Source organism: Achromobacter sp. GQ309 (genome assembly GCF_059759315.1).
Genome location: NZ_JCAXDP010000009.1, coordinates 97,328 through 110,356 on the forward strand (window position 1 = coordinate 97,328; position 13,029 = coordinate 110,356).

Annotated in this window: 12 protein-coding genes; 8 read left to right on the top strand and 4 right to left on the bottom strand. The window is 67.3% G+C overall.

Annotated features, from left to right (window positions below; all coding sequences use genetic code 11):
* The first annotated feature begins 237 nt into the window (after nucleotides 1-237).
* On the top strand, nucleotides 238-1,980 hold the full coding sequence (locus tag AC6CIE_RS25035; protein WP_175122153.1) for a nitrite/sulfite reductase: 1,743 nt from the start codon (nucleotides 238-240) through the stop codon (nucleotides 1,978-1,980).
* Entirely contained in the window at nucleotides 1,973-2,518 is a 546-nt protein-coding gene (locus tag AC6CIE_RS25040) for a DUF934 domain-containing protein (RefSeq protein WP_498094459.1), read from the top strand. The genes AC6CIE_RS25035 and AC6CIE_RS25040 overlap by 8 nt, the downstream gene beginning before the upstream one ends.
* 45 nt (nucleotides 2,519-2,563) lie before the next feature.
* On the opposite strand, the gene AC6CIE_RS25045 is transcribed toward AC6CIE_RS25040, so the two are convergent.
* Nucleotides 2,564-3,352 carry an IclR family transcriptional regulator gene (locus AC6CIE_RS25045; protein ID WP_498094461.1) on the bottom strand — a complete coding sequence of 263 codons (789 nt, stop codon included), beginning with the start codon at nucleotides 3,350-3,352 and terminating at the stop codon, nucleotides 2,564-2,566.
* A 102-nt stretch (nucleotides 3,353-3,454) separates the two neighbouring features.
* Between AC6CIE_RS25045 and AC6CIE_RS25050 the strand changes: the two genes are divergently transcribed.
* The 4 genes from AC6CIE_RS25050 (at nucleotide 3,455) to AC6CIE_RS25065 (ending at nucleotide 7,636) form a co-directional block, all read left to right on the top strand.
* The gene (locus tag AC6CIE_RS25050; protein ID WP_175139524.1) at nucleotides 3,455-4,444 is read left to right on the top strand and encodes a Bug family tripartite tricarboxylate transporter substrate binding protein; all 990 of its coding nucleotides are present in this window, start codon (nucleotides 3,455-3,457) and stop codon (nucleotides 4,442-4,444) included.
* A gap of 17 nt (nucleotides 4,445-4,461) precedes the next feature.
* The gene (locus tag AC6CIE_RS25055) at nucleotides 4,462-5,967 is read left to right on the top strand and encodes a class I adenylate-forming enzyme family protein (protein ID WP_498094463.1); all 1,506 of its coding nucleotides are present in this window, start codon (nucleotides 4,462-4,464) and stop codon (nucleotides 5,965-5,967) included.
* Complete coding sequence (locus AC6CIE_RS25060) at nucleotides 5,964-6,752, top strand: citryl-CoA lyase (protein ID WP_175122148.1); 789 nt, start codon at nucleotides 5,964-5,966, stop codon at nucleotides 6,750-6,752. The genes AC6CIE_RS25055 and AC6CIE_RS25060 overlap by 4 nt, the downstream gene beginning before the upstream one ends.
* Nucleotides 6,753-6,832: 80 nt before the next feature.
* Nucleotides 6,833-7,636: an SDR family NAD(P)-dependent oxidoreductase gene (locus AC6CIE_RS25065; RefSeq protein WP_498094524.1), complete on the top strand. Its 804-nt coding sequence runs from the start codon at nucleotides 6,833-6,835 to the stop codon at nucleotides 7,634-7,636.
* Between the two features lie 11 nt (nucleotides 7,637-7,647).
* On the opposite strand, the gene AC6CIE_RS25070 is transcribed toward AC6CIE_RS25065, so the two are convergent.
* Complete coding sequence (locus AC6CIE_RS25070) at nucleotides 7,648-8,640, bottom strand: Bug family tripartite tricarboxylate transporter substrate binding protein (RefSeq protein ID WP_239214954.1); 993 nt, start codon at nucleotides 8,638-8,640, stop codon at nucleotides 7,648-7,650.
* 89 nt (nucleotides 8,641-8,729) lie between these two features.
* Nucleotides 8,730-9,827, bottom strand: a complete 1,098-nt coding sequence (locus AC6CIE_RS25075; protein WP_218342659.1) for a mandelate racemase/muconate lactonizing enzyme family protein — start codon at nucleotides 9,825-9,827, stop codon at nucleotides 8,730-8,732.
* Nucleotides 9,828-9,927: 100 nt separating this feature from the next.
* Between AC6CIE_RS25075 and AC6CIE_RS25080 the strand changes: the two genes are divergently transcribed.
* A complete protein-coding gene (locus tag AC6CIE_RS25080; protein WP_498094465.1) occupies nucleotides 9,928-10,830 on the top strand; it encodes a LysR family transcriptional regulator in 903 nt (300 codons plus the stop codon).
* 59 nt (nucleotides 10,831-10,889) lie between these two features.
* On the opposite strand, the gene AC6CIE_RS25085 is transcribed toward AC6CIE_RS25080, so the two are convergent.
* Complete coding sequence (locus AC6CIE_RS25085; RefSeq protein WP_175139518.1) at nucleotides 10,890-11,684, bottom strand: MetQ/NlpA family ABC transporter substrate-binding protein; 795 nt, start codon at nucleotides 11,682-11,684, stop codon at nucleotides 10,890-10,892.
* 189 nt (nucleotides 11,685-11,873) lie between these two features.
* Between AC6CIE_RS25085 and AC6CIE_RS25090 the strand changes: the two genes are divergently transcribed.
* Nucleotides 11,874-12,944: a DUF6817 domain-containing protein gene (locus tag AC6CIE_RS25090; protein ID WP_279973907.1), complete on the top strand. Its 1,071-nt coding sequence runs from the start codon at nucleotides 11,874-11,876 to the stop codon at nucleotides 12,942-12,944.
* The last annotated feature ends 85 nt before the right edge of the window (nucleotides 12,945-13,029 follow it).

Sequence of the window (13,029 nt, forward strand, 5' to 3'; positions counted from 1 at the left end):
AGAGCGTAGCGCGCGATCCCCGCAAGGATAGCCGGCCGCCCGGCCGTCCGAAGGCGGGGAAGCCCCCTCGGGGGCAGCTAGCGCGCGCGGCGTGGGGGCCCTTATTTCTTTATTACCAGAATGACTTAGACGGTGTTCGCGGGTCGCTGTTACGGTTATGAATCCCGTTTTGCCGGCGCCGTGCGCCCGACCCCGCCCCCGGGGTTCAGACCGAAAAGACTTCCAAGGGCAGTAGACATGTACGTGTATGACCCCGTCGACCAACAGCTTGTCGAGCAGCGTGTCGCGCAGTTTGCCGATCAGACGCGCCGCTTTCTCGACGGCCAGCTAACCGAGGACGATTTCCGCGTCCTGCGCCTGCAGAACGGCCTGTACATCCAGCGCCACGCGCCCATGCTGCGCGTTGCCATTCCGTATGGCTTGCTGGCGTCGCGCCAGTTGCGCACCCTGGCGCACATCGCGCGCAAGTGGGACCGGGGCTACGGACACTTCAGCACGCGCCAGAACATCCAGTTCAACTGGCCCAAGCTGGAAGACGTGCCGGACATCCTGGCGGAACTCGCCACGGTGCAGATGCACGCCATCCAGACCAGCGGCAACTGCATCCGCAACACCACCACCGACCACTTTGCCGGCGTCGCCCCGGACGAACTCGTGGATCCGCTGATCTGGTGCGAGATCATCCGCCAGTGGTCCACGCTGCATCCCGAGTTCGCCTTCCTGCCGCGCAAGTTCAAGATCGCAGTCAGCGGCGCCGTGGAAGACCGCGCAGCCGTGGGCGTGCACGACATCGGCCTGCAGGCCGTCGAGCGTGACGGCAAGCTGGGCTTTCGCGTATGGATCGGCGGCGGCCTGGGCCGCACGCCCATCGTCGGCAAGCTCATCAATCCGTTCGTCGAATGGCAGCACCTGCTGACCTATCTGCAGGCCGCGCTGCGGGTCTACAACCTGCATGGCCGCCGCGACAACAAGTACAAGGCGCGCATCAAGATCCTGGTCAAGGACCTGACGCCCGAGGTCTACGCGCAGCAGGTCGATGAAGAGTGGCAGCGCATCAAGGGCGGCCCCGACACCATCACCCAGGAATTCGTGGACCGCATCAAGGCGCGCTTCGTCTGGCCGCAGCACGACGCCGCCGCCGCGTCCGACATCGACAACACCGACGCGCTGGCCGCGGGCGACAAGCGCTTCGCGCGCTGGCTGCGCACCAACGTGCATGCGCACAAGGTTGCCGGCTACGCCGCCGTGACCGTGTCGCTCAAACCCACCGGCGTGCCGCCGGGCGACATCACCGCGGACCAGATGGATGCGGTGGCCGACCTGGCCGACGACTTCGGCTATGGCGAACTGCGCGTGTCGCACGAACAGAACCTGATCCTGGCCGACGTGCGCCGCGCGCGGCTGCACGAGCTGTGGCAAAAGCTCGAGGCCCTGAACCTCGCCACGCCCAACGTCGGTCTGCTCACCAACATCATCGCCTGTCCGGGCGGAGACTTCTGCGCGCTGGCCAACGCCGTCTCCATTCCCGTGGCCGAAGCCATCCAGCGCCAGTTCGACAACCTGGATTACCTGTTCGAGATCGGCGAACTTGATCTGAACATCTCGGGCTGCATCAACTCCTGCGGCCATCACCATGTGGGCCACATCGGCATTCTTGGCGTCGATAAGGCCGGCGAGGAGTGGTATCAGGTCACGGTCGGCGGCCGCCAGAACGGCGCCGCCAAGCCGCTGCCCGACCTCGAATCCACGCATGGCGGCGGCGCGGCCATCGGCCGCATCATCGGCCCGTCGTTCGCGCGGCATCAGGTGCCGGGCGTGGTGGACCGGTTGATCCGCACGTATCTGGGCCTGCGCGACAGCGACGCCGAACGCTTCATCGACGTGGTGGACCGCGTCGGCATCGATCCCTTCAAGCAGGACGTGTACGCGGACCCTGCCTTCGCCAAACCCACGCAGCAAGCGGAGCCCGCCCATGTCTGATATCTACGCCCACGACGCCCCCGGCCCGCATCTCATCCGCAACGGCAAACTCGAGGCCGACACATCGCGTCCGTTCGTCCCCGAACCCGAAGTGCCCGCCGAAGGCCAGGTCCCGTCCGACGAGCCCGGCTGGATCGTGCCGCTGGCCGTCTGGAAGACTTCGCGCAACACGCTGCGCCGCCACAAGCATCCCGTGGCCGTGCTGCTCAATCCCGACGCCGACCTGACGGACCTGGCGGACGCGGATGGCGTGCTGCACCCCGAGGGCATCGCGTTCATCGCCGTGGACTTTCCGGTCTACACCGATGGCCGCGGTTATTCGCTGGCGCAGCTGCTGCGCACGCGCTACGGCTGGCAGGGCGAGCTGCGCGCAGTCGGCGACGTGATGATCGACACCATCCACTACCAGGCGCGCGTGGGCTTTGACAGCTTCCTCGTCAAGCCGGGACACGACCCGCACAAGGCGCTGGACGCCTTCAAGACGTTCACGGTGCATTACCAGAAGACGTACCGCGTGCCGACGCCGGCCGCGGCCTGAACGAAACGGCCCCCACCCGCCGCTGGAACGGCATCGCGGCGGGCCTCAATCCCCCTCGCCCGCCCCGTGCGGCATGCCGAATCCGCTCTGCGACACCTGCGCGCGGATCAGTTCGGCAATGCTGCGCTGGCGCGGCGCCTGCATCCGGCTGATGAGGCTGGACACGCTGACCGCCAGCCGCGGATAGCCGCCCGCATCGCACAGCGCCATGCCCACACCCAACACGCCCGGCACCGCCGCGTTTCCCACCACGGCCCAGCCACGCCCGCGCGTGTTCTCCACCAGCCGCCGCATCTGCGCCACCGTCATCCCGCCGTAGGCGCGTAGCGCCTGCTCGTTCTGCATCACCACCTCGTCGGCTTCTGCGGCCGGCAAGGCGCCCAGCAGCGCCAACCCGGCCGCGCCCACGCCCAACGGCTGGCGGTGCCCGACCGTCACGGCCAGCACCTGCACCGGGTAATTGCCGACCTCGCGATGCAGGCACAGCGAATCATTCGCCGCGCGGCAGATGAGAAACGCCGAATCGCCGCTGACGTCGCTGATCTGGCGCAGCAATGGCCGAAGACTGCGCACGGCCTGCGCGTGCGGGTCGCCGGCCATCATCACGCCCAGTTCAGCAACGCGCCAGCGCGGCGCGCCCGATTCCCGTAGCGCGTAGCCCTCCTCGACCAGCACATCCAGGTATCGATACACCGTGGACCGCTGCATGCCTGCGGCCCGCGCAATGTCCACCACGTGCATGCCGGCCGCGCCGGCCTGGCGCAGCACGCCCAGCAACTTCAGCCCGCGCCGCAGGATGCGCGGACCGGAACCCTCGGAATCCGGTTTGTTCAATTTCTGGACACCTTGCGTTGATAGGGCCTCCATCAAAGCCGAATATGAAGGCGGACAGACGAAGAGCTGTCCAATTATTAGACAAACAGGACGGAGACAACAATGAAGACATTCGGCAAGCGCTGGACCGCTGCGGCGGTGGCCTTGAGCGGGGCGCTGATGACCGCCGCCCCGGCCTGGGCGGCCAAACCCTATCCCGATCGCCCCATCACCCTTGTCGTCGGCTATGCGGCCGGCGGCGCAACCGACATCGTGGCGCGCCTGATGGCCAAGTCCCTGGCCGAAGAACTGGGGCAGACGGTCGTCGTCGAGAACAAGACCGGGGCCAACAGCAATATCGGCGCCGAGATCGTCTCGCGTGCCGCGCCCGACGGGTACACGCTGTATGTCGGGTCGATCGCCAACACCATCAACCGCACGCTGTACAGCCAGCTCAATTACGACTTCGTCAAAGGCTTCGAACCCGTCGGGTTGCTGGCGACCATTCCGAACATCCTGGTGGTCAATCCCAAGCTGCCGATCAAGACGGTGCAGGAATATATCGCCTATGCCAAGCAGCATCCCGGCAAGCTGACGTGCGCGTCGTCCGGCAGCGGATCGTCCATTCATCTGTCCTGCGAGCTCTTCAAGATGAAGACCGGCACCGACATCCTGCACGTACCGTATCGCGGCAGCGGTCCCGCCGTGGCGGACCTGCTGGGCGGTCAGGTGGACTCCATGTTCGACAACCTGCCCTCGTCCCTGCCCCACGTGCAGGCGGGCAAGCTGCGCGCCATCGGCGTCACCTCGCCCCAGCGCCTGCCGGCCACGCCCGATGTGCCCACCTTGGCGGAGTCCGGCCTGCCTGACTTCGACGTGGAATCGTGGTTTGGCCTGGTGGCGCCGGCCGGCACGCCCCGGCCCGTCATCGACCGCCTGAACCAGGCGCTGAACAAGGCGCTCGCGACGCCAGCCCTGCAAACCTCCTACAAGCAAGGCGGCTTCTTCCCGCCCCAAGCGCCGAACACGCCGGAGACCTTCGCCAAGAAGATCGCCAGCGAGATCGACAAGTGGGGCGCGGTGGTGAAAAGCGCCAACCTCAAGGCCAATTAAGCATCCAAGGAGCATAGGTGTACCCGATTGATTTCTTCTTCCGCGCCGCCGAGCAGTATCCGGACCGCGTGGCGCTCGACGGTCCCGATGGGCAGGTGACTTACGCGCGGCTGGCGGCGGACACGCGTGCGCTGGCGGCCGCCCTGCAGGATCTGGACCCCGAGCCGCAGACGCGCGTAGCCATCTGCGCCGGCAACTCGGCGCGCCACATCCTGGCGCTGCTCGCGGTGCTGGCCAGCGGCAAGGTCTGGGTGCCGCTGAACTACCGCAGCACCGCGCGCGAGATCGGCCGCATCCTGGATGCAACCGAGCCGTCCATCGTGATCGTCGACGACGTAGGCGCGCCGCTCGTGCCCGCGGGTTCAGCACGATGCATCGTGCTGGACGACGCGGCCGCTGACCTGGCGCTGGACGCGCTGCTCGCGCGTTTTGCCGACCGCGTTCCGGCGCGTCACGCCTTGCCGCGCGACACCACGCAGGCCATCAAGTTCACGGGCGGCACCACCGGCCTGCCCAAGGGCGTGATGCAGCCTTATCACGCGTGGAACGCCGGCATCGTCAACCAGATCCTCAACTGGGGCCTCACCGCCGAAGACCGCTACGTCGTGTCCGCACCCATCACGCACGGCACTGGCACCTATCTGTTGCCGGTGCTGGCGCAGGGCGGCGCGCATCTGCTCCTGGACAGTGTGTCGCCTGCCACCATCACCGAGGCATTTCGCGAACGCGGCGGCACGCTGAGCTTCATGCCGCCCACGCTGATCTACATGATCATGGCGCAGCCCGGCGTCTCGCGCGCGGACTTCCCGCATCTGCGCAACCTCATCTACGGCGGCGCGCCCATGCCCGTGGAAAAGATCGAGCGCGCGCGCGCCTTCTTCGGCCCGGTGCTGGGCACGACCTACGGCCAGACGGAGGCGCCTCAGATCGTCACCGTGCTGCGGCCCGCCGATCTCGAAGGGCCGGAAAATCGCGCGTCGGTCGGCCGGGTCACTCCGCTGTCCGACGTGGCGATCATGGCGCCCGACGGCACGCTGCTGCCGCGCGGCGAAATCGGCGAAGTCGTGGTCCAGGGCGATCTGGTGATGACCGGCTACTGGCGCCTGCCCGAGAAGACCGCTGAAACCATCGTCGACGGCTGGCTGCACACCGGCGACACGGGCCTGATCGACACGCGCGGCTATCTGTTCCTGAAGGACCGCCTGCGCGACGTCATCATCACCGGCGGGTTCAACATCTATCCGGTGGACGTCGAAAACGCCTTGTCCGCGCATCCCGCCGTCTACGAATGCTCGGTGTTCGGCGTGCCTGACGACAAGTGGGGCGAAGCGGTCCACGCCGCCGTCCAGCTTCAGGCGGGCGCCGAGGCCGATGGCGACGAACTCAAGGCGCACGTGCGCGCGCTGCTGGGTCCGGTCGCCACGCCCAAACACATCCATTTCCACGACAGCCTGCCGCGCTCGAGCGTGGGCAAGGTGCTGAAGAACGCGGTGCGCGACGCCGCAATGAAGGAAACGCCATGAACAAGCCCGAAACCCGCCTCTGCGCCCATCACCTGACCGGCATGTCGTATCGCGACGTCGATCTGGTCGAGGACCTGATCGGCAAGAAGTCGTTTACCGAAGTCATGATCATGCAGATCCTCGGTCGCGACGCACGTCCCGTGGACATGCGCATCGTGGACGCGGTGCTGGTCACGCTGATGGAGCACGGCATGACGCCCAGCGCGATCGCCACGCGCCTGATCTACATGAGCGCGCCCGAGAATCTGCAGGGCGCCGTGGCGTCCGGGCTGATGGCCGTGGGCAGCCAGTTCGTGGGCACCATGGAAAACTGCTCGCGCCTGCTTGACCGCATCCGTCAGGCACCCGACGGTCCCGCGGAAGCATTGGCCATTGCCCGCGAACACCGCGCGTCGCGCAGCCCGCTGCCCGGCTTCGGCCATCACCTGCACAAGCCGGACGATCCGCGCGCGATCAAGCTGCTGGCGCTGGCCGAGGCGGAAAGCGAACTGAGCGGCGAGTCGGTGCAGGCGCTGCGCTGGCTGGCCAGCGCCATCGACGAGACCTACGGCAAGCACATCACCATCAATGCAACCGGCGCGGTGGCCGCGCTGCTCAGCGAGATCGGCGTGCCTACCGATCTGATGCGCGGCTTTGCCGTGATCTCGCGCGCGGCGGGCCTGGTGTCGCACGTGGCCGAAGAGCAGCAGAGCCCGTCCGGGCGGTACATCTGGGAAACCATCGACCACGCCATTCCGTACGTGGGCAAGGGCAAGAGCCATCAGCAAGACGGCGGGCAATCGTGAGCGCGGGGTCCGGTACGCCCGATGCCGGTACGCCCGTTGCCGGTACGCCCGTTGCCGGCACGCCCCTTCACGCTGCCCCGCTGTCCGGCGCGCGCCTGGCCGGCAAGGTTGCGCTGGTCGCCGGCGCGGGCACGTCCGCGCCCGGCTGGAGCATCGGCAAGGCAAGCTGCGTGACGCTGGCGCGCCAAGGTGCGGCCATCATCGCCCTGGACGCCAACCTGACCGCCGCCGAAGAGGCCGCGCATGAGGCCGAAGCGGCAGGCGGCAGCGCGCTGCCTGTGCAGGCCGACGTGGCCGACCCGGACGCGATGCAGGCGGCGGTCGACGCGGCGTTGCGCCGCTTTGGCCGCATCGACATCCTGCAGGCCAACGCGGGCATCGGCAAGGTCGGCGGCCCCGAAGACATCTCGATCGCGGACTGGGACCGCATCCAGCAGGTGAACGTGACCAGCCTGCTGATCGCCACGCGCCTGCTGGCGCCCGTCATGCGTGTACAGGGCGGCGGCGCCATCGTGGCCGTCTCTTCCATTGCGGGCATCCGGTACACCGGCTATCCGCATCTGGCCTACAGCGTCAGCAAGGCCGCGGTCATCCACTTTGCGCGCATGGCCGCGCAGCAGTACGCCGCCGACGGCATCCGCGTAAACACGGTCATACCCGGCCTGATCGACACCCCCCGCGTCACCGCCAATGTCGCAAAGATGTTCGATGCGAACGATCTGGACGCCGCGCGCGCGGCGCGCGACAGGCAGGTGCCGATGGGACGCATGGGCACGCCATGGGAGGTCGCCAATGCGGTGGCTTTCCTGGCGTCGGACGAGGCGTCCTACATCACCGGCACCGAACTGCTCGTGGATGGCGGCCTGACAGGCAAGTACGCCTGAGCCGGCTCGGCTTATTCGGCCTTGATGTTTCCGCGCTGAACCACGGCGGTCCACTTGGCCACGTCGTCACGGATGCGCTGCGCGAATTCCGCCGGCGTGCTGCCGACCGGCTGAAAGCCCAGGCCGGCCAGCTTGTCGCGCAGCGCGCCCTTGCGCACGGATTCGCCCAGCGTCTGCGACAGGCGCTCGATGATCGGCTCCGGCACGCCGGCCGGCGCAATCACGCCGAACAGCGGCGAGATATCCACACCCGGCAGACCGGCCTCGGCAAACGTGGGCACGTCGGGCAACTGGCTTGTGCGTTGCGGGCTGGTGACCGCCAGCGCGCGCAGCTTGCCGGCCTTGATGTGTTCAAGCAGCGTCGGGACGGTGGCAAAGCCGAACTGCACCTGGCCGCCCAGGAGGTCGGTGATCACGGTGCCGCCGCCGCGGTAAGGCACGTGCAGCACGTCCACGCCCGCCTGCTGGCGAAGTTGCTCACCGGCCAGATGCGGCCCGCTGCCCACGCCCGCCGACCCGAACGACAACGTGCCGGGCTGCGACTTGGCCAGCGCCAGGAACGACGCAATGTCGGTCGCCTTGACCGACGGGTGCACCACCATGACGAAGGGCGCCGTCGCCATCAGCGAGATCGGCGCGAAATCCTTGATGGCGTCGTACGGCTGACGGTCGCCCAGCAGCGCGGGATTGATGGTGAACGTGGAGTCGACCATGCCGATGGTGTAGCCGTCCGGCGCGGACACCGCCAGCGCGCGCGTGCCGATCGTGGTGCCGCCGCCGCCGCGGTTTTCCACGACGAAGGGCTGGCCCAGCGCCTCGGCGTACACCTGACCCGCCATGCGGCCCAGCGTGTCGGTCGCCGCGCCCGGCGGGTACGGGATGTACAGGCGGACCGCCTTGTCCGGGTACTGCGCGGCCCGTGCCGCGAAGGACCACGGCAACACGGCGGCGCCCGCTGCCATAGCGGCGCTGTTGATCAGGAAGGTTCTGCGCGATGGGTGCATGTCTTTGTCTCCGGGTTCGTGTTCTTTGCGGCCTCTGCGGGCCTGTGGATTCTTGGCGGTCTGGCGTTTGGCTTTTTACGGGTCAGGGTTCAGGCGCTGTACTGGCCCTCGGCAAGTGCCGCTTCCGGATCCGCGCCCAGCCCCGGTGCGTCCGGCACGTTGACCCAGCCGTTCTCGATGGGCACGCTGCGTCCGTACGGCACGTGCGCGAGTTCGACGTAAAGGCGTTCCAACGACACCTCGTCTTGCTGCGCGGCGATCAAGTGCAGGCTTGCAAGATAGCCGGGGCCAAAGAACGCCACCTGCGGCGCGCAGATGACGCTTGAGTCCGCGCACTTCTGCGCAATCCGCCACGCGGCGGTCAGGCCCAGTTTGATGACGCTGGGCTGCACGTACTGCGCGGCTTCCGTGTCCACCACGCGCTCCAGATCGGTGGCGCTGCTGGCGTTCTCGCCAACGGCCAGCGGGATGCCGCAGGCCTGCTTCAGGCGTGCCAGCGCGCGATCGTCTTCCGGCGGCCACAAGGGTTCTTCGATCCAGAACGGATCATGCGGGCGCATGGCCTCGATGGCGGCTTCGGCTTCGCCCGGCAGCCACGCGCAGTTCGTATCGACCATGATCGGCACGCCGGGACCCGTGCTGCGGCGCACGGCGGCAAGCGCGTCGGCGGTGCGCTCGTGCAGCTTGATCTCGGTATAGCCTTCGTTCAGGGCCTGCGTGGTCACGGCGTCCAGGCGCTCGGCGTTGCCGTAATACTGGAGCAGCGATGCATACACGCGGACCCGCTCGCGGCGCTTGCCGCCCAGCAGCTTGTACAGCGGCACGCCGGCGCGCTTGGCGCGCAGGTCCCACAGCGCGATGTCCAGCCCGGCCAGCGCGTGCACCACGGGACCAGACCGGCCCAGGTTGTGCAGCGTGCGCTGCATGCCCGGCAGCAGCGTGTCGTCGTCCGCGTCGCGCCCGCAGGCCAGCGGTGCGATCAGGGTTTCGAAGATTGCGGGCAACGCGCGTGGCTCCACGCAATACGACTCGCCCCAGGCCACCGTGCCGTCTTCGGTCTGCACCCGCACCAGCGCGCTGTCGAGCTTGTCGCGCGGACGGCCCGCGAACAGCGGCGACGGGCTCCAGTGATGGAACGGCAGGCGCAAGGGAATGCAGGTGACGGAAACGATGGTGTTGGCGGGCATGGCAGTGAGGCGTCGAAATGCAGAATGCGATGGGCTATTCTGGCGGCCGCCAGTTCATATGGTCAAATAGATGAATTGACTATTTCCATATGAATTTCATATGTTCAATCGACGAGAACTCTTGCTGCTGCGCGCCATGTACCGGCTCGATACCGTCACCGCCGCAGCCGCCTCGGTCAACATGACGCAGCCCGCCGCCAGCGCACTCCTGCGCGACATGGAAACGCGGTTGGGCTTTGCGCTGTTCAGCCGCGAGAACCGCCGGCTGCACCTGACCAGCCAGGGCCGCGCGCTGATTCCCGAAGTGCTCAATGCGCTGGCCGGCATCGAGGCAGTCGACCGGCTGGCAGTCGACATCCGCCAGGGCGCGCTGGCAAGGCTGGACGTGGGCGCCGTCGCCATCGCCGCGTCCAGTCTGCTGCCTCCTGCCCTGGCCGGCGTGCGCCGCGCACATCCGGCGGTTGCCGTGACCGTGCGCGCCGGCACCGCGCTGGAAATCATCGAGATGGCGGTGGATCACCGCATCGATCTGGGCATCATCATCGGCTCGCCGCCGGACATCGACCGGGTGTCCAGCCTGCGGCTCGCGCCGTTGGGACTGCATGCGGTGATGCCTCAGGACCATCCATGGGCGAAGCGAACCGATCTGACGCTGGACGAGGTGGCCGAGGCGGGACCGATTGTCCTCGCCCCCGCCCTACCCGCCGGCCGCGCGACGCGCCAGGCACTGGAGGCGCGCGGACTGCCCTATCGCCCCATCATCGAGGCGGCGCAGTCGTCGGCCGCCTGCGCGCTGGCGGCGCAGGGATTGGGTGTCGCCATCGTGGAAAGCCTGGGCGCGCATTACGCCGAGCGTCAGGGTCTGGTGACGCGCAAACTGTTGGCGCTGGAGGATCCGGTGCTGGCGGTGGTGTGGTCGCGCGACCGCGCCATGAGCGCGCCGGCGCAGGTGCTGCAGGAAGGATTGGAGAATGAGGTGCAGACGTGGCTGGCGCGCGCGTAGGCGAAGGCTGACGGAGGCCGGACGTCGCGCGCCCGGCTTCGCAAGTCTCGATAGCCTGTTTACCAGGAGGTCGTGTAGGCGCCCGGGAACTGCTTGGCGACAAAGGCCTTCACCTCGTCGGACTGGTAGGCCTTGATGAAGCGCGCGATGCGCGGATCGTTCTTGTTGTCTTCGCGCGCGGCGATGACGACGGGCGCGAACGGCGCGTCCTTGCTTTCCAGCACCAGCGCGTCCTTGGCGGGCGACAGGCCGGCGGGGATGGCGTACGCCGAGTTCACGGCCGCGGCGTCCACGTCCTTGAGCGAATGCGGCAGTTGCGCGGCCTCGATCTCGACGAACTTCAGGTTCTTGGGGTTCTCGGCGATATCGAAGATCGACGCCGTCACCGTCACGCCGTCCTTCAGCTTGATGAGCTTGGCGGCCTGCAGCACCAGCAGCGCGCGGGCGCCGTTGGTCGGATCATTCGGGATGGCTACCTTGCCGCCTTGCGGCAGATCGTCCAGCGACTTCACGCGCTTGGAATAGATGCCCATCTGCTGCACCACCGCGGTCGCCACCGGCACCAGCTTGTAGCCGCGCGCCTTGTTCTGCGATTCCAGGAAGGGCTTGTGCTGGTAGATATTCACGTCCAGCTCCTTGGCGTCCAGCGCGGCGTTGGGCTGGATGAAGTCGCTGAACTCGATCAGCTTGACCTTCAGGCCCTGCTTGGCGGCGACCTGCTGCACGACTTCGCCGATCTGCGCGTGCGGGCCGACGGTGACGCCCACTTTCAGCTCGGCGTCCTGCGCCATCGCCGAGGTGCCGGCAAAACCGAGAATGGTGGCAAAAACGGCGAGGGAATGGCGAAGGCGCATGGGAAAGTCTCTAGAGGTTTAAACGATTGAGGATTGGAACAATGACCCCGGATTCTAGTGAGCACGCTTCAAAACCGGAAGCGATGAATATTCATATTGATATGCGGATTTCGATATAAACACCGCGATGACAGCGCTGGCGCATGCGGACACAATAGAGCCTGCTTTCATCCAACCAACCCGCCAACCATGACTACCCCCGAACTCCACCCGCACGCGCGCGCGCTGCTGGCCGACCACTACGCCGCCGTCGACGCCGACCTGCCCGTCCTGCTCGACCTGTTGTTTGCACGCAGCGCGGGCGAAGACTGGCACAAGGCCGGCACGTTCAAGCATCATCTGCTGGGCGTCTACCGCACGCTGGCGCTCTGGAACCAGCCGCGCGAAGTGCGCCTCCTGGGCCTGTTCCACAGCGTCTACGGCAACGAATACGTAGACCTCACGTTGTTTGACCGCGAACGCGAGCGCAACACGCTGCGCGACGTGCTGGGCACCGAAGCCGAGGAATGGGTCAGTCTCTTTTGCGCCATGCCGCGCACGCGCTTCGTGCAGGCGATCCTGCAAGGCCAGGGCACGGGACCGGAAGGCCTGACGCTGGAAGGCGCCGATGGACAGGTCTTCACCTTCACGCCGCGCCAGGTCGCGGCGTTCACCGTCGTGTCCGCCGCCGACATCGGCGAGCAATGGCACAGCTGGCAGGACGAGATCTTCGCGGGCTATCCGCAGCAGCAGCGCCGCGACCTGAAAACGAACTGGGCCTCGTCGCTGTGGCCCGGCCCGTTAAAGCCGCCGTCGAACATCCTGTCGATGCTGTCCCATCTGCTGGCGCCGCTATCGCGCATGCCGCAGGACACCGGCATTCCCATCCCGCCCGCGTTCGACCACTGCCGCGCCACGCTCAGCCCGCGCGACGAAGCGGCGGCCAGCGCGCTGTACTGGCAGGTCATCACGCGCATGCACCCGCTGACCGAAATGGACAGCGCGCGGCACATGCTGGAAGCCGCGGTCGAACACAACCCCTGGGTGGGCGAGCCGCGCCTGCTGCTGGCGCAACTGGCGCTGACGGCCGGAGAATTCGAGGCCGCGGAACAGCACGCCGCCGCTGGGCTAGCCGCGCTTCAGGCGTGGGGCACCGCGTGGGATAAACGGATTGAATGGGCCGGATGGATGGCCTGGGCGCGCATCGAGCTGCAAAATGCGCGGGCGCGCAAATGGCCGGAGAATCTGGCCGCGCTGAATGGGATGGGGCTGGTGGAATAAGAACCGCCCTGATGCAGACGGCCCCGCTCAAGCGGGGCCGTCTGCGATCGTTGCACTACGCGCATCAAGCGCAAGCCTTGCGGCA